16 protein-coding genes and 5 pseudogenes are annotated in these 18,168 nt (G+C 51.7%); 8 read left to right on the top strand and 13 right to left on the bottom strand.

The annotated features are described in order from the left end of the window. Positions 1 to 217 precede the first annotated feature (217 nt). The 4 genes and pseudogenes from repB to ACXLHR_RS18685 form a co-directional block, all read right to left on the bottom strand. On the bottom strand, positions 218 to 1,195 hold the full coding sequence (gene repB, locus ACXLHR_RS18700) for a plasmid partitioning protein RepB (protein WP_458792980.1): 978 nt from the start codon (positions 1,193 to 1,195) through the stop codon (positions 218 to 220). Beyond that, the gene (repA, locus tag ACXLHR_RS18695) at positions 1,195 to 2,397 is read right to left on the bottom strand and encodes a plasmid partitioning protein RepA (RefSeq protein WP_458792979.1); all 1,203 of its coding nucleotides are present in this window, start codon (positions 2,395 to 2,397) and stop codon (positions 1,195 to 1,197) included. The genes repB and repA overlap by 1 nt, the downstream gene beginning before the upstream one ends. 383 nt (positions 2,398 to 2,780) lie before the next feature. After that, positions 2,781 to 3,069: pseudogene (locus tag ACXLHR_RS18690) on the bottom strand (DUF2493 domain-containing protein); the annotation flags it as partial. A gap of 159 nt (positions 3,070 to 3,228) precedes the next feature. Continuing rightward, positions 3,229 to 3,537 (bottom strand): annotated as a pseudogene (locus tag ACXLHR_RS18685) (DUF736 family protein); the annotation flags it as partial. Between the two features lie 298 nt (positions 3,538 to 3,835). On the opposite strand from ACXLHR_RS18685, the gene ACXLHR_RS18680 reads away from it, so the two are divergent. From ACXLHR_RS18680 to ACXLHR_RS18660, 5 genes are all read left to right on the top strand, one after another. Further along, positions 3,836 to 4,192, top strand: coding sequence for a type II toxin-antitoxin system RelE/ParE family toxin (locus ACXLHR_RS18680; RefSeq protein ID WP_458792978.1), 357 nt, complete (start codon positions 3,836 to 3,838; stop codon positions 4,190 to 4,192). Beyond that, positions 4,189 to 4,482: a helix-turn-helix domain-containing protein gene (locus ACXLHR_RS18675; protein WP_458792977.1), complete on the top strand. Its 294-nt coding sequence runs from the start codon at positions 4,189 to 4,191 to the stop codon at positions 4,480 to 4,482. Before ACXLHR_RS18680 ends, ACXLHR_RS18675 begins: the two co-directional genes overlap by 4 nt. 386 nt (positions 4,483 to 4,868) lie before the next feature. Then, on the top strand, positions 4,869 to 6,041 hold the full coding sequence (locus tag ACXLHR_RS18670) for a GGDEF domain-containing protein (protein ID WP_458792976.1): 1,173 nt from the start codon (positions 4,869 to 4,871) through the stop codon (positions 6,039 to 6,041). A gap of 327 nt (positions 6,042 to 6,368) precedes the next feature. Further along, positions 6,369 to 6,641: a hypothetical protein gene (locus ACXLHR_RS18665; protein ID WP_458792975.1), complete on the top strand. Its 273-nt coding sequence runs from the start codon at positions 6,369 to 6,371 to the stop codon at positions 6,639 to 6,641. 54 nt (positions 6,642 to 6,695) lie between these two features. Next, a protein-coding gene (locus tag ACXLHR_RS18660; RefSeq protein ID WP_458792974.1) for an IS3 family transposase occupies positions 6,696 to 8,038 on the top strand; the annotation gives its coding sequence in 2 pieces (ribosomal slippage) (positions 6,696 to 7,023 and positions 7,023 to 8,038; 1,344 coding nt in all). Positions 8,039 to 8,112: 74 nt separating this feature from the next. Here the strand turns inward: ACXLHR_RS18660 and ACXLHR_RS18655 are convergent. The 7 genes and pseudogenes from ACXLHR_RS18655 to ACXLHR_RS18625 all read right to left on the bottom strand — a co-directional run. After that, positions 8,113 to 8,457, bottom strand: a pseudogene (locus tag ACXLHR_RS18655) (ATP-binding protein); the annotation flags it as partial. After that, positions 8,447 to 8,932: pseudogene (locus ACXLHR_RS18650) on the bottom strand (IS21 family transposase); the annotation flags it as partial. The pseudogenes ACXLHR_RS18650 and ACXLHR_RS18655, both read right to left, overlap by 11 nt. A gap of 1 nt (position 8,933) precedes the next feature. After that, positions 8,934 to 9,146 (bottom strand): annotated as a pseudogene (locus tag ACXLHR_RS18645) (transposase); the annotation flags it as partial. A gap of 281 nt (positions 9,147 to 9,427) precedes the next feature. After that, the gene (locus ACXLHR_RS18640; RefSeq protein ID WP_458792973.1) at positions 9,428 to 11,032 is read right to left on the bottom strand and encodes an alkaline phosphatase family protein; all 1,605 of its coding nucleotides are present in this window, start codon (positions 11,030 to 11,032) and stop codon (positions 9,428 to 9,430) included. Positions 11,033 to 11,035: 3 nt separating this feature from the next. Then, on the bottom strand, positions 11,036 to 12,331 hold the full coding sequence (locus ACXLHR_RS18635; protein ID WP_458792972.1) for a TRAP transporter large permease: 1,296 nt from the start codon (positions 12,329 to 12,331) through the stop codon (positions 11,036 to 11,038). After that, positions 12,328 to 12,858, bottom strand: a complete 531-nt coding sequence (locus tag ACXLHR_RS18630) for a TRAP transporter small permease (RefSeq protein ID WP_458792971.1) — start codon at positions 12,856 to 12,858, stop codon at positions 12,328 to 12,330. The genes ACXLHR_RS18635 and ACXLHR_RS18630 overlap by 4 nt, the downstream gene beginning before the upstream one ends. Then, a complete protein-coding gene (locus tag ACXLHR_RS18625; RefSeq protein WP_458793065.1) occupies positions 12,855 to 13,838 on the bottom strand; it encodes a type 2 periplasmic-binding domain-containing protein in 984 nt (327 codons plus the stop codon). The genes ACXLHR_RS18630 and ACXLHR_RS18625 overlap by 4 nt, the downstream gene beginning before the upstream one ends. A 133-nt stretch (positions 13,839 to 13,971) precedes the next feature. Between ACXLHR_RS18625 and ACXLHR_RS18620 the strand changes: the two genes are divergently transcribed. Continuing rightward, entirely contained in the window at positions 13,972 to 14,889 is a 918-nt protein-coding gene (locus ACXLHR_RS18620) for a LysR family transcriptional regulator (RefSeq protein ID WP_458792970.1), read from the top strand. A gap of 307 nt (positions 14,890 to 15,196) precedes the next feature. On the opposite strand, the gene ACXLHR_RS18615 is transcribed toward ACXLHR_RS18620, so the two are convergent. Beyond that, the gene (locus ACXLHR_RS18615; protein ID WP_458792969.1) at positions 15,197 to 15,559 is read right to left on the bottom strand and encodes a MerR family transcriptional regulator; all 363 of its coding nucleotides are present in this window, start codon (positions 15,557 to 15,559) and stop codon (positions 15,197 to 15,199) included. A gap of 105 nt (positions 15,560 to 15,664) precedes the next feature. On the opposite strand from ACXLHR_RS18615, the gene ACXLHR_RS18610 reads away from it, so the two are divergent. Together ACXLHR_RS18610 and ACXLHR_RS18605 are read left to right on the top strand one after the other, a co-directional pair. Continuing rightward, positions 15,665 to 16,750, top strand: a complete 1,086-nt coding sequence (locus ACXLHR_RS18610) for an NAD(P)/FAD-dependent oxidoreductase (RefSeq protein ID WP_458792968.1) — start codon at positions 15,665 to 15,667, stop codon at positions 16,748 to 16,750. Between the two features lie 39 nt (positions 16,751 to 16,789). Beyond that, positions 16,790 to 17,800, top strand: coding sequence for a hypothetical protein (locus ACXLHR_RS18605; RefSeq protein ID WP_458792967.1), 1,011 nt, complete (start codon positions 16,790 to 16,792; stop codon positions 17,798 to 17,800). 185 nt (positions 17,801 to 17,985) lie between these two features. Here ACXLHR_RS18605 and ACXLHR_RS18600 read toward each other — a convergent pair whose 3' ends face one another. Next, on the bottom strand, positions 17,986 to 18,147 hold the full coding sequence (locus ACXLHR_RS18600) for a hypothetical protein (RefSeq protein WP_458792966.1): 162 nt from the start codon (positions 18,145 to 18,147) through the stop codon (positions 17,986 to 17,988). Positions 18,148 to 18,168 lie beyond the last annotated feature (21 nt).

The raw sequence follows: 18,168 nt of genomic DNA, 5'->3' as shown, positions 1-18,168 counted from the left end.
ACGACAACCTAATGTGAAAGGCACCAATATCTCTGAAAATCAGAAAAAAGGCCGCAAATCATCGACAACCGAATCGGTTGTTGTTGACTGGCGCGGAAAAGCTGGTAAATCTGAAAGTGCAAAGAACAGATTGGGCTCTCCTAGGAATACCTTGGGGGGCTCTTTCTTTTTTGGCTGTTGGTCGTGCTCCTTTTTTAAGTGTTACTACTCGATCGTATCAGTCAGGTTTTTGCTCTGACTGCCACGCCTCATAGAGACGCGTAAGCTCAGCTTCTGCGTTGTTACGCACCCACTGAGCAAATTCTGGGGCCTCGGACTTTGAAAGCTTGAATGTCAAGGCGCGCGCCGTTTCCTTCATCTCAGCCAAAGCCGTTCCATCGGGGTGTTTGATGGACAGGGTAGGGGAGGCGGTTGGCTTGTCAGTCGCTTTAGAGATCAGCGTCTGGATTATGGCGTCGCTGATTAATACAAAGCGATCTTCTGAGGTCTTGGCGCGAGCAAGTTCAAGCTTTGCGGTGATCTGTTCAAGATTGACGCTATCGTTGCGCGACTGGTCCGCGAGATCCTCCCAACGTCTCCGTCCAATGCCATGAGCGGAACCGATCTGCTCAATGACTGACTTTGGAATGGATCGTGCAACTTTGGTCATGCGGGATAGCATTGGCTTGTCCACAGCGAGGGCATCAAGAATAATGGCCTGCTCGTAGCCACTTGTGGCCAGCTCAGCCGCGAAGAGCGCTTTTTCAATAAAGCTGGGGTCCAAACGTTGGGTGTTCTCTTGCCCCTGGGCGAGAATAGCCTCTTCGTCAGAAAGGGATCTGACAAGTGCCTTTGCGGGGATGCCGAGCGATCGCAAGGCCCGCAATCTGCGGCGACCATAAACGATTTTGTAGTGTCCGGGTTTGTCCGCGATGGGACGCACCATAATCGGTACTTGCTGGCCGTGCGCCTTGATGCTCTCAGCGAGCGTTACGACATCCGCATCGGTGAACGAGAGGCGGTCCTTGGGGCCGTTCTCTTCGATGACATCAACAGAGATTTCCCGCACCGCGTTGCTTGCAACATCTTTCAAAGTAGACTTCACGCCGCTCATTGCACCAGTATTTGGAAAACGCGTCTTATGCTCGCTAGACGGTGCCGCAGTGCTCTCCGCATCAGGCGGGGGAGGTGGCTGGAATAGGTTTCTACGGGCCATCAGTCAGTTTCCCTTCTCCAAGCTTGCTGGATTGTTTTTTCGAACTCGTCCGCGACGCCATTAACAGACTCTAATATGCGAGTTAGTGTCTTCTTTACAACTTGCGAAGGATCCAACTCATAGATGGTTTGCTGCGTCATTCCAGCGTCGGAAATCGCAGTGGATTTGAGCATCGGTGTGGTTAGAACCTGATCGAGGAGAATAGACCGCAAAAAACCAGCCATCTGTGATTGAGGCACGTCCGTTGGCTCGTATCGGGAAATTAAGAACTTAAGGAAGTTCCAGTCGATAGGCCCGGCCGCCTCTTCAAGGGTTTGAACCGTTTCCCCAGCCATTTCAAGGAATTGGGCCATAGAGGCCACATCTAACATGCTGGGAACGACAGTGATCAAAAGACCTGTTGAAGCCAGCAGAGCGGTCATCGTTGTAAAACCAAGCTGTGGCGGACAATCGATGATGACCAGATCATAATCAGCCTCAACTTCGTCGAGGGCGATTGCAAGGCGCTGCGTAAACGGCGGGTCAATCTTGTGCTGAAGCGCATAGGCCGTTTCGGTCTCATACTCGGACAGCAAGAGGCCCGCCGGAGCGAGGTCAAGATTGTGAAAATAGGTTTTCCGGATGACTTGGCTCAACGGAACCGGGTCTTCGTATTTGAGCGCGTCATAGACTGTGCCGCTCTCAGCAAATTCAATCTCAGGGCGGTAGCCGAACATTGTTGTCAAGCTGGCTTGTGGATCCATGTCGATAGCAAGAACCCTATAGCCCCGCAAGGCGTACCGTTGGGCCAAGTGGATGGCACTGGTCGTTTTGCTTGATCCGCCTTTGAAGTTGACGATGGAAATAACTTGAAGGGCATCGTTTTCGCGACGTCCGGGAAGATAACTCTCACCATTTCGACCTGTCTTCGCCATCACATGGCGAATTTGGTCAATCTCTTGCGCGGTGTAGAGTCTACGGCCTCTGGAATCAGTCTCTACATCAGGGAAATCTCCTTCCTGATGGCGTGTCCTGAGGTTGGACATGCTGATGCCTGTAAGTTCCGAAACTTCGGAAGGATGGAACTTACGCAACGCTTTTCTGCTATCGGGCTGGAAGCTATTGCGCATATGGTTGTTGAGCGCCTCAGATAGGCGCGCAGCGTTTGACGCAATAGAGGCTGCGATAGTGCTGGTTTGCGCAATATTTGCGTTTGAATTCATGCTGCCCTCACGACCTCTTAGTGGGTCATCTGTGTTTCGTCGCTAAACGGCGTGATTTACGTCAACTTGCGACAATTGAACTCATGACACGCAACTTATCTCCAGGCAACATTTTTTTTGACGTTAAGTTACGTCATGAGCGGTCGGAACTTGAAGGTAGAAGGCAGAATTTTGGCGTTAACAGTCTGATAATGAATAAAATATTTCGCTTCACGCAGCGTTTTGCAAGATGTTGTGGTGTTTGTATTCCTAAGCCCAATAGATAGCCATGAGACCAACATGTCGAATCGTAGAGCTTTCGTTGGCTCGGCAATCCAAATTTTACAGTCTTTTTTTGATGGGATGGAGATGAGCGGCCGAATTAATGCCCGCCTCTCATTGAACTATACCCCAATCCTTTTGACGCCAATACCCAGCTTACGCGCCTTGTCGACGAGATTTTCGGTAATACCCGACTCAAGTGTTGCGATCAGTCCATGAGGTAAAATTTCCAAAATCTTGTCGTTGCGCTTGAAGGGTGCTGCTTGCCGTGGTTATTCCAGTCTGGCTTGGAGATCACCTGTGTTAAGCCGCGTGTATCGGTCCAGCGTGCTGCAATCATCTCAGCACCTTTGGTGTGCCACCGTGCAGTAAAATCATGTTAGGATATTATTGATGCGTGGCGTCAAGGACAGGCCCGACTTTCAGACAGGAAGCGAGGTTGAGCTCTGGAGGGTCTGTGCCAGCTGACAGAATGTTCTCCAGACCTTCGCCGACGATGGCATAAGCGGGATCTGACACAGACCAAAACCGAACGGCGTTGCCATGGAGCTGGCCCAGTATCCGTTTGGTGATGGCTTGCAGGGACATGTCATCCTGGCTCGCGGCTTTGCCGAGATTGGCGTTGAAGGCGTGATCGAAGACCGTCAGGGTGAAGTATTCAGCGCCGGTGTCTTTGTTCTGCTTCTTCCAGATGCCACCGCATTCGTCCAGCTTGCCGCGAGGGGAGCGGCCAAGGGCACGGTGCGTCAGTGCCATGGGGTTGCTGCTGGCGATCGGTTCGACCGTGATGTCCAGGTCGAAGGTCAGGGTTGAAATTGAGCCGATGCCTTTTGCAGTTTCGATATCTTCATTGATGAATTTTATGCAATTCGTGGTCATTGCTTTTCTCCTTGTTTGCGTCGCAATGATGGTTACTTTGCATTTGGCCAAGGCCCGGGCACACCGAAAGCGAAGCGTCAGCGGAGACCCGACTTGATTTCATTGACCATGGTAGGCTGCTCAACTTTTCGGCTGGGCGGACATAGAGCATTGCGATATTCTTGTTCAAAAGCCTGGAAACCAAACGCGGATGAACGATCTCTCAGGGTCGGCAAGACAGCGGCGAAGTCAGGCATATTATGACTTGCATGCGCAAGCACGATAACATACGTCATTGACACATAAGTCAGTGGAGCATATGCGGATTGAAACGATGACACGATTGCAGACTGTTGTTGAGCTTCCCGAATTTCAGAGGCGCGCCAAGGCAATCATGTCTGACCAGGAACGCGAGGCTGCAATAAGCTTCGTCGCCGCTAACCCTGAGGCCGGTGTGTCCCTCGGCGGTGGTCTGCGCAAAGTACGTATACCTCGGGACGGAGGCGGTAAGAGTGGTGGATTCAGGACTATCTATGTATTTGGCGGAACTCACATGCCAATTTTTCTGATCACGGTATTCGCCAAAAATGAGAAGGCCAACCTGTCAAAGATAGAGCAAGCTGCGGCCGTCGAGATGAGTAAAGTGATTGTCTCAAGATATGGAGATGGAACATGAGTGCATTTGAGAGCGTAAAAAATGGACTGGAAGAGGCTCTGGCCTTTGCTAACGGTGATACCACTGATGCGAAGGTGCATGAGATTACCGTAACCAGCGTCAATGTCGCAGAGGTCCGACAGCAAACCGGCCTATCACAGGCCGCATTCGCCAAAAGCATCGGTGTGGCAAAAGGAACTTTGCTAAATTGGGAACACGGACGTCGGCATCCGACAGGACCGGCACAGGTCCTGTTAGCACTCATCGCCAAAAAACCGTCAGTCGTTCAGGATTTGTTGCGAGGCGCGTGAGCCGGGGCTTACGCGTGAGGTTGATCGGATCAATCAACTCGAAGGAATGGAAGTGGCAAGCACAACAAAAATCTTGCTCGACTTTATGAGCGCCGATGATCGCGAAATTAGCAGAGGTGCATTCAATCGGTCATCGCAACATCTGAAATAACAGGAAAAAGATGCAAGTTGATCTGGCCCAAAGGGACTTAGCGCAAGGCGGGGCAGGGGGCGGGCGCAGCTCGTACCCTGCCGCGTCACCAAAACCCTAGAACAAATAAAAGCCCCCGCTAATTAAGCGAGGGCAGTACGGTCTAATTGACCAACAGGGAGTGCGCCAACACTAACAGAAAATTCCATTCTTTGAAGTTGCAATTTATATCTGGTAAAGGTCGAAAGATGCTTTGTTGGACGGTTCAAAGTGCATTGCGTTGATAGAGGCATCACATCATCTTTTTGCCATATTATTGAATAGCTCTTTGGGCTTGGTGTTAGTGAGGTTCGACATGCAAACGTTTTGGACTGGTTTGAACGGGATCGGATTGGTCGCGCTGATCACCATCGCATATGGCATCATCCAATCGCTTAGCTGGCCGCGCTGGGTCCGGCATAGCGTCCTTGGCGTTGCGTTTGGTGCCGGAGCTTGGGTATGCATGATGAATCCAATTGAAATTGCACCTGGAGTGATCGCGGACAGTCGTAATCTGTTTGTAAGTTTTGCGGGCGCTTTTCTTGGACCTATGGGAGCAGGTATCGCTTTTGTTATGGCAGGTGCTGTGCGGCTCATTATTGGCGGTAACGGAATGCTGATCGGACTGTCATCCATGATTTTGGCGCTAATCATTGGTGTTTTTTGGGGATTTTGGCGCGAAAAAAAGAAAGGTCTAAATATTAAGCAGCTTGCCCTAATGGGTCTCAGTCTCTCCTTGACGCTTTTGTTTAATCTTATTTTTCTTCAAGGGGATGCTCAAACAGACTTTCTACGCGTGGTTCCATTCTTCGCCGGGTTCAATTTATTTGGCGCAGTGTTCTTCGGTGCGTTGTTTGAGCGTGAAAGATCCAAAGCCCGCTATTTTCGTAGCCTGCTGAACCAATCTTTTCACGACCCATTGACTAACGCCCTCAACCGCCGTGGCCTGGAGGATCTGTACGACCAGACCATGGTCACCCGTACACCCGGTGGAAGAGGAGTCCTCCTTCTTGACCTCGATCACTTTAAAATAATTAACGATACCCACGGTCACGCGGCAGGAGACGAAACTCTTAAGGTCGCGACACAGGCCATCAAGGATATGATCAGGAGCACGGATATTCTAGCCAGAGTCGGGGGCGAAGAATTTGTAGTTCTTTTTCCACAAATATCTGAACGTGACTTCCTTCGTATTAGCGAACGCATCCGAACGTCGGTGAAACAGACACACGACGTCAATTATCTAAATGTAACAGTGAGCATTGGTGGCACATTTTGGAACACTGGTGAACGCAAGCTTGCTGAGGCAATACGAATGGCTGATAAATTGATGTACGCAGCGAAAAATCAAGGCCGGGACAGGTTTGTGTCAGACTTAACCCTGGCGTGAACGTTGCGCCTATTCATCATGAAGAGGTCCGGAAAATTCGGACAGCGTGCTAAGATGATGGGTGGGATGCCCCTCCTCTCGGCATCTTAACGTGCCACAGTGGTTTTGTTGAAAGCTACAAAAAGGAGAATCATCCATGTCCGAAGTTAGCATTATAGGGTTAGAGATGTAGGGAAAGTGGCCGCCGCGTAGTTTACTTTCCTTGAGAAGCACTTAATGGAGTCATTAGAGGTTTTATAATGTCATTTAGTACTTATTAGTACTGATATGGTGGCGCGATTTCCAATAGGTTGCTAATGCTTGGCAACTTTAAATAGCGGAGCGCCCATGGAGAAGAAACTTAGACCTGTGACCGTTCTGGGCAAAGTAAAACTATTGATCGCGGAGGGTAGTTGGCTTGAAGTTAGCTGTTTGGAATCTGCTGCGAAGATAGGAACCGTCATGCGAGGTGAATGGTCCTTTGACGTCATTACACCACTGGACGGCACAGAGGTTCACAAATCCCAAGTCGTCACTTGGCGAACTCTTGAACAAAAGACAATATCGACAATCGTTGGTTTGACCGCGCTGTCTGACGTCAGCGCCTATGGGACCAAATAGCGTTATTTGATAAGAGAGTGTTTCTGGCTCATCGTCACCACTGAGGAGTGGAAGATGAGACAAACAACGACGAGCCCTGGCGAGAAGATCGTCAAAGACATCAAACGCGCCACGCGCAAGCATTACTCATCCGAAGAGAAGATCAGGATCGTTCTGGATGGTCTGCGTGGTGAAGACAGCATTGCAGAGCTGTGCCGCCGTGAGGGTATCTCTCAGGGCATTTACTACAAATGGTCCAAGGACTTCATGGAAGCCGGAAAGCGGCGCCTTGCGGGCGATACGGCACGTGCGGCGAACACTGACGAGGTGAAGGATCTGCGCCGTGAGGCCCGTGATCTCAAGGAAGTTGTGGCGGAACAAACACTGGAACTCCGTTTGCTTAAAAAAAGCATGCTGGGCGATGGGGGCAACCACGAATGAGATATCCTGCATCTGAGAAACTGGAGATCATCCGGCTGGTCGAGGAAAGCCACCTGTCAGCACGGCTCACGTTGGCAAAGCTGGGCATTCCCCGCACCACATTCTACCGTTGGTATGATCGATATTTGCGGCGTGGCGAAGTTGGACTGCAGGATCAATCGCCGAAGCCCAAACACGTCTGGAACCGCATTCCTGACGAGGTGCGGCGCAAGGTCGTGAAGTTGGCGCTGAAAGAAACCGAGTTGTCGCCACGTGAACTGGCCGTGACGTTCACGGATCGAGAAAGCTATTTCGTATCAGAGGCTTCGACGTATCGGATTTTGAAGGCGCACGATCTGATCACCAGCCCAGCGTTTATCGTTATAAAGGCGGCGAGCGAGTTCAAAGACAAAACCACGGGCATCAATCAGTTGTGGCAGACGGACTTCACATATCTGAAGATCATCGGATGGGGCTGGTTTTATCTCAGCACGATCCTCGATGACTACAGCCGATATATAATCTCGTGGAAACTTTGCACCAACATGAGAACCCAAGACGTGACGGACACATTGGACTTGGCTTTGGCAGCGTCGGGATGTGACCAAGTTCATGTCGTCCACAAACCTCGCCTGCTGAGTGATAACGGCTCCAGCTACGTCTCGGGGGAGCTGGCGGAATGGTTGCAAGACAAGGATATGAAGCACAGCCGTGGCGCGCCCTATCATCCTCAAACGCAGGGCAAGATCGAGCGGTGGCATCAGACCTTGAAGAACCGCATCCTGCTGGAAAACTACTTCCTACCCGGCGATCTTGAGGCTCAGATCGAAGCCTTCGTAGACCACTACAATCACCAGCGTTACCACGAGAGCCTGAACAACGTTACACCCGCCGACGTATACTTCGGACGCGACAAAGCCATTCTACAGCAACGGGAAAGGATCAAACGTAAGACGCTCGAAACGCGACGCTTGCATCACAGACAACACGCCGCATAATGCAACCAACCAGATGAGCCGAACTCTCTCTTAGTCTAGGCCGCCTTTGGTGCCAAAAACCCTGACGACGGACATTTTCCCGTGCCAGGACCACCGATCAAGACGACATTCTCAGCCGCGTCCATGAACTCACAGCGATGCAGTTGCCGCACCAGAGCTTCGTTGATCTCACTGTCAGCAAATGTGAAGCCAGAAAGATCCTTGTAGGCAGGGAAGCGCGCTGCTTTCATGTGATAAGCGATGGAGCGCACCTCGCGTTCGGCCATCTCAGCTTTAAGCAACTGCGATAATATCGGAACGGCTGCATCGAACGCGGGTGCCCCCTGTTCAAGTAGATCGTTCACAGCCAAGGCCATCCCTGGAAGCTTGAGGCTGCGCAGCATGATGACGATAGCGGCACCGGCAGGATCATGACGCATGGCGCGCACCTCCTTGGCGTAACCCGTCATAGCGCGCAACATTGGCCTCGGGTTCTTTGCTTAGCGACAGCGTGCTCGGTGGCGTCACGTCTGGCAGATCAGTTGGCTTTCCATCCACCAGCCTGTGAAGCAGGTTCAGGACATGGGTCTTGGTCGGCACGCCTGCGTCCAGTGCCATTTCTACGGCGCAGAGCACGGCCTGCTCTTCATGCTGCAAAACCAAGGATAAGATATCGACCATTTCCCGGTCTCCGCCAGGCTTACGCAGCATCAGGCTTTGAAGCTTGCGGAACGCCTCTGGCATCTCGACAAACGGTGCTCCGTTACGCAACGCCCCCGGTTTGCGCTGCACAACGGCCAGATAATGGCGCCAGTCATAGATGACGCGCCCAGGCTGACGGTGCGACCGCTCAATGATGCGCTTATGCGTGCATATCACGGCTCCCTCGGCCACGATGACCAGCCGTTCGGGATAGGCGAAGCGGCATGCCGAACAAGACCTTCAATGTCAGACACGTCTGAATGGCAGCGTCACTGAATTGCCGCTGGCGACCCCGCTCGCCATTCGGTGGCGGTGTCCAAACCATCTCTGGATCAAACCAGATCGATAACGATCCGCGCCGCTTCAAGCTGTTATTGTAAGACGACCAATTCTTGGTCTTGTACTTCGTAGGGGCCCAACTGCTCATGCCTTCAGCTATCACGCTGGATTCGTACAGTGAATCCCTTCAACCGATTTGTGCAACAAAGCCCGTCGAGCCCTCAAAGTGCGAGACGGTTCATATGTCGGCAAGCGCAAATGACGGGCGTATTTCTTCGTCTGTGATCCCAAGCCAGCAGTAGCCCGCAGGCTGCGGTCGTCACCATCGCTCAACATGGACCTCTGTTTAACGATGGTGGTGATCTGCTGCGCCTGCTGTGCGTTGCAAAATGAGGGTTACAACTTTCCGGACGACGTGATCTGATCGAGCTAGGTGTTGGTCTCTGTGTCATCCCAGACACCAATGATAATACCCACCGAGTTCTCTTTTTCCCGCATGTTAATCACCTGTTCGTCGGTCATGGTTGTGCGGTTTTTGCGGTTGATAAGGCGGTCAGTCAAACGGGTGTGCATCATCTGACGGATTCTTTCATGATCCTTATCGCGTCCGAGGTCATTAAACTCGTCAGGATCTGCGACGAGATTGAACAGTTGAGGCGGGAAACCTTTGAAGTGGACGTACTTCCATTGGCGGGTGCGCAACATGTAGCCACGCGCGTCCGAGGCACCCAGTTCCAACGCCTTGCGCGCCGTATAAAAGGAGTAGTCGATCTCGGAAAAGGCCTCATCGCGCCAATCGTCGGGCGTCTTTTCGTTGATGAGCGGCATCAGTGATCGCCCCTCTAGCCTGTGGCTTTGTGGTGGTGCGCCAGCGGCCTCGATGAATGTTGGCACCAGATCAATGGCTTCGACAAATGCGTCGGACACGGTGCCGCGCGTTTGGTTTGCTTCTAGTCGCGGATCAAAGATGATCAGGGGGACACGCACGGAGGCTTCGTGGAAAAGCTCTTTTTCGCCCATCCAGTGATCCCCAAGATAGTCGCCATGATCCGAGGTGACCACGATCATGGTCTCATCCATTTTGTTGATTTCCTCTAACCAGTCAAAAAGCTGACCCAGATGATCGTCGATTTGTTTGATTAATCCCATATATGCGGGAAGCACAGTTTCGCGCACACCCTCGCGGGAGAAGGTTTCACTGACCTCCATCCCCATAAAGGCCGCATAAACAGGGTTTGGATCCTGCGTTTCGCGGATGTCGCGCTTTACGGGTGAAAAAGTTTCGGGGCCGAACATATTATGATAGGGTGCGGGGGCCATATAGGGCCAGTGTGGTTTGATGAAGCTGAGATGGCAGAGCCAGGGCGTATCACCCATTTCGGTTATGAACTCTTTGGCCCGCATTGTCATATATGCAGTTTCAGAGTGCTCTTCTTTCACGCGGGCGGGCAGTAGAGAGTTTTTCAGATACCACCCCGACATGATTTCCCCATTCGGGCCTTCGGCTGCATTGGCGTAATCGTTCCACGGGTTTTCGCCTTCGTATCCCTTGGATCGCAGCCAATCATTGTAGCGGAGTTTGCCGCCGCGTTTGGCAAGCCCCTTGTTGGGGTGCAGGCCGTCGTCACGCTCGTAAGGGTCAAACCCCGGCTGGCTTATCAAACAACCGATGTCTGTGGTTTTGTTCAGCCCAAGCCGCGCCATACCTTCCGCATCTGGGGTCATGTGTGTTTTGCCAACGACGGCAGTGGTCATGCCAAGAGGGCGCAGATAGTCGCCGATTGTCAGCTCGCCAATCGGCAGGGGCACTTGATTCCACGTCGCCCCGTGACTGAAAACAGTCCTGCCCGTATAAAAGGATGCACGCGACGGCCCGCAAACCGGAGATTGCACATAGGCTTTGTCAAACCGGACACCTTTCGAGGCGAGCCTGTCGATATTGGGCGTTTTTAGATGCGGGTGACCGTAGCATGATAGATAGTCCCAGCGCAGTTGGTCAGCCATAATAAACAGGATGTTCTTGATATTTGCCATGATCTATCTCGCAATTGAAGGAAGTAATGTCGCGATCTGTGGCACAAAATAGACTGCCAGCAGACCAATGAAGAGCGCGGCGATATACGGCAGCACCCCTTTGAAAATTTCGGCCAGTCGCACCTGCGGCAGCACTGATTTGACCACAAAGACATTCATCCCGATGGGCGGTGTGATCAGGCCGATCTCGGTGACCAAAACCACGATGATCCCGAACCAGATCATATCCACATTTGCCGCGTAGAGTGCTGGTAGGAAAACTGGCACCAAGAGAACGATGATACCGATTGTCTCGAATACCATGCCCATGAGGAGTGCAATGACGCAGATAAATGCGACTAAACCCGCGGTCCCGAGGTCCCATTCTTCGATGAGATCGAGAAGTTCATAGGGCAGGCCAGAAAGGTTGATGAACTGGGTAAAGACGACTGCGCCAAGCAGGACGATAAATATTTTTGCGGTGGTCATTGCGGCATCGACGAGGCAATTGCGCCAGTCGGTGAGTGTGCGCAGATGCCCACGGATAAAAGAGATGACTGCGGCCCCAAAAGCGCCGATCCCAGAGGCCTCGGTTGCGGTGAAGACGCCGCCGTAAATGCCGCCCAGCACCACAATGAAAAGCACCAAGACAGGCGTTGTGCCACGCATTGCCGCGCGTTTGCGGTCGGTCGCGAGTTCCGAAATCGTGGGTGCAGACGCTGGATCAAGGCGAACGGTTATTGAGACAGTCAGCAAAAACAGCACGACCAACAGGAGGCCCGGCAGAATACCCGCAATGAACAGCAGGCCAATATCTTGTTCGGCAATGATCCCATAAATAACAAGTGGGACGGAAGGCGGGATCATGATCCCCAATGTACCGCCCGCCGCGATTGTACCGGCTGCCAGCCGATCAGAATAATTAAAGGCCTTCATCTGTGGCATGGCAACTTTGGACATGGTCGCCGCTGTCGCGAGCGTAGAGCCGCACACAGCGGAGAATCCGCCGCAAGCCACGACCGTTGCAAGCGCAAGCCCGCCTTTGAACCGCCCAAGTCCCATTGACGCTGCATCGTAAAGATCGGTGCTCACGCCCGACCGGTAGATGAAGACACCCATCAGGATGAACAACGGGATGACAGACAGGTTATAGTTCTGAGAGTCTTCCAGCACTTGCTGTGCAACCATTGTTAGCGACGCGGTCCAGCCCCGCTCGAGGCCAAAGCCGATAAATCCGACCATGAGCGTGGCAAACCCCACACGAAAGCCCCAGAAGCACAGCGCCAAGAGTACGGCAAAACCGGTTAGAGCCGTCATCATGGCGCATCTGCCTTTCTTTGTTTTCCAAGATCAACAATTTTGAGCACGACGCCCGTGATCTGCGAAATGACACTGATCCCCGCGAAGACTGCCACTGCCCCCGATACATAATAAACTGGCATTTCAAGCACGACCGTCAGCTTTTGGAAGTGATAGGATTCCAACGCCTGCATAAACAAGACCACTGCGATCAATGTCATACAGGCGACCGAGAAAATTTGAATACTGATCTCGTAGGCGAGAGGGCCAACGAGGCGGCGCGCAGGCATTTCGAAAAGCTCGACGACGATATGATCGTCGCGTGCATTCACCACACCGAGCCCCGAAAAGATCGCCAGCGCAAGCAATGCCGCGACAATTTCGGTCCCGCCGAAGATAGGTTTGTGAAAAACATAGCGCCCGATTACATCCGCAAATGTCACAACCATCATGATGAAAATGACGGCACTTGAAATCGTTTCAAGGATCCAAATTGCTTTGGCAAGTAAGGTTCTCGTCGCGGAAGGGATCTCGGGCGCTCTGCTCATTTTGACAGGTCTTCTGCGCGCTGCAAGTAGAATGCCAGCGCCGCATCGGCATCAATGCCAGCTACGTTTGTTTGGTCTTTCCAAGCATCAATGATAGGAGTCGCACTCTCAATCATCGCAGCTTCAAGTGCGGGATCAGCATCGACGATTTGGATTCCCTGTGCCTCAAATGTATCGTAAACATCGTCAGCTCTATCCCATAGTTCGGCTGCCGCAGCGCCCACTTTTTCTTGGCTTATTGTGCGAATGGCTGCTTGGTCTTCTGGAGAGATTTCGGCCCATTTGTCTTTATTGATAAAGAAAGAAAAGCTCGTGCGATAGATTGACGACGAGAAGCGGGTCATCGATTTGGTGTAAGGTAAAATTTGGAACGCCGTTAAACCTTCGCCATTTTGCCCAATATGGCTGTCAACAACACCGTTGGCGATCACCTCATTGGATTGAACGGCAGGGGTGGACACCACGCCTGCACCAATATCTTTTGACAGATTGGCGAGCGGCCCTGGTAACGCCCACATCTTGCGTGACTTGAAATCGTCCAAAGTGATGATCGGTTCTTCCGTGTTAGAAAAGAGATTGCCCGACGTTATGACCCACTGCGACAAAAGCTCGACGGTGTCGAACTCATCTGGATAGAATTTGCGGTTAGTTTCCCATGCGGCTTCTGTAAGGTCAACTGCGCTGCCATTTCCAGAAAAAAGCTGCATGGAAGTCAGCGCGCCGTTTACACGGTTCCCAATAAGGCCGTTGAACTGAACCGCGGCATCAACCACACCCTTTTCGACGGAGCTTAGCTGTTCTGGTGGCGGAGACACTGACTTTGGCGGGATATTTCCGACGACGCGGCCTTCGGTCACTTTTTCCACTTCTGCAAGCCAACCGGGCAACACCTCGTTGCAAACGAAATGTTGCGGTGCCCAAAAACAATTAACGACAAGGCGGGTATTTGCCTGCACCGAGGCGGGTATGACGGAAGTCATAACAGCCGCTGCAAAGCCAACGATCAACACATTAGATTTCATGATGTCCTCCCAAACACAGATTTTGTTAATCATTGACGATAAGAATATATCAGTCCAATAGTATATTGACATTATAGTATGTGATTTTGATATGTTAATTGATCCCCGACACTTGGAACAGCTTTCGGTAATTGTGGTCTCTGGCACTTTGCTCGAAGCCGCCAGACAGTTGGGCACATCGCAACCGACGTTAAGCCGAATGATTAGCAATCTCGAAACTCGGGCAGGGATGCTGCTTTTCGAAAGGTCCAGTCGCCCCCTTAGACCAACGGCTTTAGGGGCAGAGCTCGCCGATCAAGGACGTACCATCAGAACTGCGCGGCTTCGAGCCGCAGAGCTGGTGGACTTTGGTACAAGAGGGTTTTTTGGTGTCCTTAAAATTGGGGCACCACCTTTTTTATGCCAACGTTTGGTTTCAGAGGCGATCGCAAGCTTTATTGCTGCACGTCCGGAAATCCGTGTTGACCTTGTGCCCGACTATCTTGCCGGATTGCATGAACGTATTTTTCAAAACCAAATCGACATCATCATCGGTCCGGCAAAGTTTGTTGAGGCAGGAAACCCAGAGTTTCAGCTGGAACCGCTGTTTACAGATGCGCATGTCATCGTGGGCCGGATCAAGCATCCCCTTACGGAGAAAGTCGCAGTTTCTGCGGCTGACCTTACAGATGTCACATGGATAGGGCACTCGGATCGGAGCCTGTTGCGATATGATATGGAAGAGGCACTCAAGTTTCTGGGTATCAGAAATTTGCGCCTGGCCTTCCAAAGCGAGTCCGCAGGCGCCGTAATGGAATTGCTCAGAAGCACAGACTGTTTAACGGTTCTGCCCCGCTATGCTGTTCGCGCAAATTTCCAAGATGGTTTGGCGATTGTGCAAATTCCCATGCCTGCTCGCGAGCAAATAGTAAGTATGATTACGCTAGCGAACCGCGAGAAAAGCAAACTGACGGCTGACTTTAAGGTTCATTTGCGTGAATATATAAAAACGCGCTACCAACATGAATGATCAAAAGTCTTTTTTACCAATGACTGCTTTTGGGAAGCTGCACGTCGGCGGCAACAATCCCGACCAACGTCGGCTAAGGGCCGGGAATGCTGGTGGCGACAGCGCCCTACTGGTCAGATGCTGCGATCCATCTAATGACGGCTGCGAGCCCAGAATGACCGATGCTGCGCAGAGCACGAGTGTCCGCTAACGCAGGAGAGGGAAAAAAGTTCAACAGCGGCTTGCGTTTTGAAATGTGTTTTTGATAGCGTAAAAGAGGGTGCTTGCAGCGTGCCAAAACGAGTGTAGCTGACACGCCCGACATGCTTCAACTTTCATCTAAACCGCCACGTACCTTAACCAATGCGGCAGCAAGAAACGCGACCACGTTTTCGATCTGAGCTATCCGATCTTTGAGTTCGGCGGTTTTAGCGACGATCACATTCTCGGCTTCGGACGGATCACAACTGTCAAAGAAAGCCTTCATAAGTTCGCGCAAATCAGCAATTGATATGCCCGCCTCGCGCGCGGCGCTTACGAATTGCAGCTGCAACAAGACATCATCGCTGTAGTTTCGATAGTTGTTGGTCAAACTTTGCCCAGCGGAAGACGAGATCAAGCCGTTCTTTTCGTATAACCGGATCGTATCACGGCTAAGGCCAGACTTTTCCGACAATTCACCTATTTGCATATTCCCTCCAAACCGTGGACCATGGTCTATTGTTTTTCGTTAATATTGCCTTTATGTAGTGACTCAAAGAAGAATGCAACAAACGGCACTTAGAAGGACGAAATCATGTCTCATCGGATTGCGATTATTGGCGGCGGGTATGTTGGGGCAGACCTTGCAAAGTCATTGGATGACGTCGCCGAAGTAACGCTTATTGAGCAAAACAGTCACTTTGTTCATGCGCCTGCGATGATTAGGGCCATTGTTGATCCGGCAATCCTGGATCGTGCGCTTATCCCATACGATGGGCTTTTAAAGCGTGGCCGCGTCGTTCAGGCGGCAGCACAGTCGCTCTCTGAAACTGAAGTGGTACTCGCTTCGGGTGAAAAGATCGCCGCTGACTACATTGTGGTCGCAACCGGATCGCGCAACGCTGTCCCGCTTAAACCAAATGGCGGGGATATTGATGCCCTACGTGCTGCAAATGCGCTGGTAAACGCAAAACTCCTGCAGGCCAAAACCGTGGCAATCATTGGTGCAGGAGCCGTCGGAGTAGAGCTTGCTGGCGAGATCGCTCATGCTTTTCCAGACAAGACAGTTAATCTGATTTCAAGCGACGTTAATTTGTTCCCACATCACCCACCTAAACTGGGCCGTGAATTGACCAGAAAATTACGGGGGACGGGTGTCGTGGTAACTTTAGGTACACGCGCTGAAAACTTGCAAAGCCTTACAGAGCCTTATGCGGGCACGCTTGCCCTTTCGAATGGGGATGAAATCTCGGCTGACTTGATTTTCCCTGCCATCGGCGGCCATGCCACATCGACTTTGTTGCAATCGCTACCCGGAGCAAAGACTGGACGCGCTGATCGTATTGCGACGGATGCATGGATGCGCCCATCGAGCATTGCAAACATCTTCGCAGCAGGTGATGCGGCACAGATGGGTGATGCGATGACCATCGTTGGTGCAGGCCGTCAAGTGACGTGGCTAAAGACATCGCTAAAGGGTTTGTTAAAAGGCCAAAAGGTAGAGGACTTGCCGCCCTACAAGTCATGGGGTCCGAAGGCGCCGTTCCTTGTACCGCTGGGGCCTAAGTTGGGTAATTCCTTTCTAGGTTTTTTCACTGCGGGGAATCTCTTAACCCGAAAAATGAAGGGCGAGGACTTGTTCCTATCCAAATACAACAAGCTTTTGGGCCGCAAAGTCTAGCCAACTTAGCATAGAGGCGATCATTTAGAGGATACAGATATGACCAAATTTTTGACACACGACGCAATGCATCTGCCGTTTCCGATGGAAAACCGCGCGACTGATTTTGAATGGTGGTATTTTGATGCAGAACTGGATTCCGGCGACCATGTGGTTGTAATGTATTCAACCAATGACACCCGTGTGTCACCTCGCCAGCCAACTGTCCGCTTGAACATTTACGCGCCTGATGGACGTGAAATTACTGAACTGGTCCGCTATTCTGACGATCAAGTCAGCGTTTCATACGATAAATGTGATGCACGAATGGGGGGTGATTTCTGCGTCGACCACGGTGATCACTTCGAATTTCAGGCGATGAGCAATGGCCACGGTTTTCATCTAAAACTCAACAAAGACTTCCCGCATTGGGTGATTGGCAAAACCCCAGAAGAAATGGCGATCGCGCCTATGGGGTGGACGATCGCAGTTCCGCAAGGCCGCGTTGAGGGGGTGATTGTCAAAGACGGCGTAGAGACTGCTGTAAAAGGCAGCGGCTATCACGACCATAACTGGGGCACGAAACCGATGTCCGCCGGGCTACGCAATTGGTATTGGGGCAAACTGCACACGCCTAAATATTCGGTGGATTATTCTATCATGGTTCCGCGCGAAGGTGATCTGCAAATCAATTGCTGGGTATTCTCAAAGGACGGCGTCGTCATTGATCCGGTCTTCAACCCCGAAGGTCTGACGATGACGGGCGCGATTGAGGATATGGTTCCGGCGAGCGAGAGCAAGCTTGGTTTGGCTTATGCGAAAACCCTTAAGATGAAAGCGTCTCAAAGTGATTTTGAAATCGAATTCCAGATTGATCAAGACCACCTTGTTATGGTTGAGCAGCCCCTAAAAGAATGCGCGCCCCACGGTGAACCTGCCTATCGTTACATCGGGAATGACACCATTCGGATTACCAAAGCCGGTGAAACGCAGGAGTTCAAGACAAAGGCCTTGCACGAAATTGTATTCCTCGTGAACGAAGACGATCAATATGATGGGTACCAAAGTTAAAGGAACTGAGCTGCAGCAGCATGAAAAGTTCTCTGCTACCTAAGTGACCACAGCGGAAGTGGTCGCTATCAATGACCGCTTTCACGGCATTCGCACGACGCTCCGTAAACCACTGTTTTCGGAGCGTACAAAATACATCGGATCAGATTCCCGTTTCACGAAAGTAGTCATTGGTTCTATTAAGGTCAAAGGTCGCTAAGTCCGCAGTGTGTGAGCTCGACCATCCACGGATTTAGCACGCGCAGCCAATGTCCGGTCTGACGGGCTGCGCCGCAGCAATCGATGGTAGAGACGAAAGGCAGCAATGGGCCGTCCTTGCCAGTGTTGGTGCGCCCTGATGCGAACATGCTGCAACCGATCGAATGGCC

The organism is Yoonia sp. MH D7 (assembly GCF_054439475.1).
The sequence above is the reverse complement of the archived record's forward strand: the minus strand, read 5'-3'. Positions and strand labels throughout refer to the sequence as shown.

Excerpts from the sequence above, each read along its gene's own strand:
- ACXLHR_RS18625 (WP_458793065.1), bottom strand. The coding sequence starts at position 13,838 with ATGACTTCCGTCATACCCGCCTCGGTGCAGGCAAATACCCGCCTTGTC.
- ACXLHR_RS18675 (WP_458792977.1), top strand. The coding sequence starts at position 4,189 with ATGAGTGCATTTGAGAGCGTAAAAAATGGACTGGAAGAGGCTCTGGCC.
- ACXLHR_RS18635 (WP_458792972.1), bottom strand. The coding sequence starts at position 12,331 with ATGATGACGGCTCTAACCGGTTTTGCCGTACTCTTGGCGCTGTGCTTC.
- ACXLHR_RS18665 (WP_458792975.1), top strand. The coding sequence starts at position 6,369 with ATGGAGAAGAAACTTAGACCTGTGACCGTTCTGGGCAAAGTAAAACTA.
- ACXLHR_RS18615 (WP_458792969.1), bottom strand. The coding sequence starts at position 15,559 with ATGCAAATAGGTGAATTGTCGGAAAAGTCTGGCCTTAGCCGTGATACG.
- ACXLHR_RS18680 (WP_458792978.1), top strand. The coding sequence starts at position 3,836 with ATGCGGATTGAAACGATGACACGATTGCAGACTGTTGTTGAGCTTCCC.
- ACXLHR_RS18640 (WP_458792973.1), bottom strand. The coding sequence starts at position 11,032 with ATGGCAAATATCAAGAACATCCTGTTTATTATGGCTGACCAACTGCGC.
- repB (WP_458792980.1), bottom strand. The coding sequence starts at position 1,195 with ATGGCCCGTAGAAACCTATTCCAGCCACCTCCCCCGCCTGATGCGGAG.
- ACXLHR_RS18600 (WP_458792966.1), bottom strand. The coding sequence starts at position 18,147 with ATGTTCGCATCAGGGCGCACCAACACTGGCAAGGACGGCCCATTGCTG.
- ACXLHR_RS18620 (WP_458792970.1), top strand. The coding sequence starts at position 13,972 with ATGTTAATTGATCCCCGACACTTGGAACAGCTTTCGGTAATTGTGGTC.
- ACXLHR_RS18630 (WP_458792971.1), bottom strand. The coding sequence starts at position 12,858 with ATGAGCAGAGCGCCCGAGATCCCTTCCGCGACGAGAACCTTACTTGCC.
- ACXLHR_RS18605 (WP_458792967.1), top strand. The coding sequence starts at position 16,790 with ATGACCAAATTTTTGACACACGACGCAATGCATCTGCCGTTTCCGATG.
- ACXLHR_RS18610 (WP_458792968.1), top strand. The coding sequence starts at position 15,665 with ATGTCTCATCGGATTGCGATTATTGGCGGCGGGTATGTTGGGGCAGAC.
- repA (WP_458792979.1), bottom strand. The coding sequence starts at position 2,397 with ATGAATTCAAACGCAAATATTGCGCAAACCAGCACTATCGCAGCCTCT.